Raw genomic sequence first — 608 nt, 5'->3', positions numbered from 1 at the left:
ACGGCGTCCGAGAACAGACGGATGTTCTCCAGCTTGTTCTCCCCCGAGGCCGCGACCTGCGTCACCGACATCGTGTACGACGCGTTGCCCAAGTACCGGACCGCACTCCACGTGCCATCCTCACGCACCTCCGTCGACACACCCGCACCGGTCGACGGCGCCACCGTCACCGTCGCACCGGGCTGACCGGTGCCCGAGAACGTCACATCACCCGGAGTGAACGTGTCACCATCAGCGAGGTTGTCCAGCGTCACACCCGCATACGACGACACGAACGTCACCGGAGCGGAACCCGTGGCCTGGAACCCTCCCTGGACGCTCGTCCCGACGAACGTGTAACCCATCGCGTTGCCCTCGACATCCCCGGCATCGGCAGGGGTCACCACGGCGATCTTCCACCGCAGGACCTCGTCCTTCCGGATCTGCCACCCCGTCGCACCGTTCGCCGCGGTGTCCCAGGTGTAGGTGTAGGTGCGACCGTCATCCGACCGCACTCCGCCCGTCAGCTGCATCCCCGCCGACGACGGGGCACCGTCGCGGATGAACGCCCCTGCGATGACGTCCTGCCCCTCGGCGAACGTCGTCCCCTCCGGGGCCGTGACGGTCAC

1 protein-coding gene is annotated in these 608 nt (G+C 67.8%); it reads right to left on the bottom strand.

Annotated features, from left to right (window positions below; all coding sequences use genetic code 11):
- On the bottom strand, positions 1-608 hold a 608-nt coding region (locus tag ACZ6JE_RS15010; protein ID WP_464319452.1), incomplete at both ends, for a hypothetical protein.

This window comes from Frigoribacterium sp. AC759, from assembly GCF_979256015.1.
Note: the sequence above shows the minus strand (reverse complement) of the source record. Positions and strands in the feature narration are given on the sequence as shown.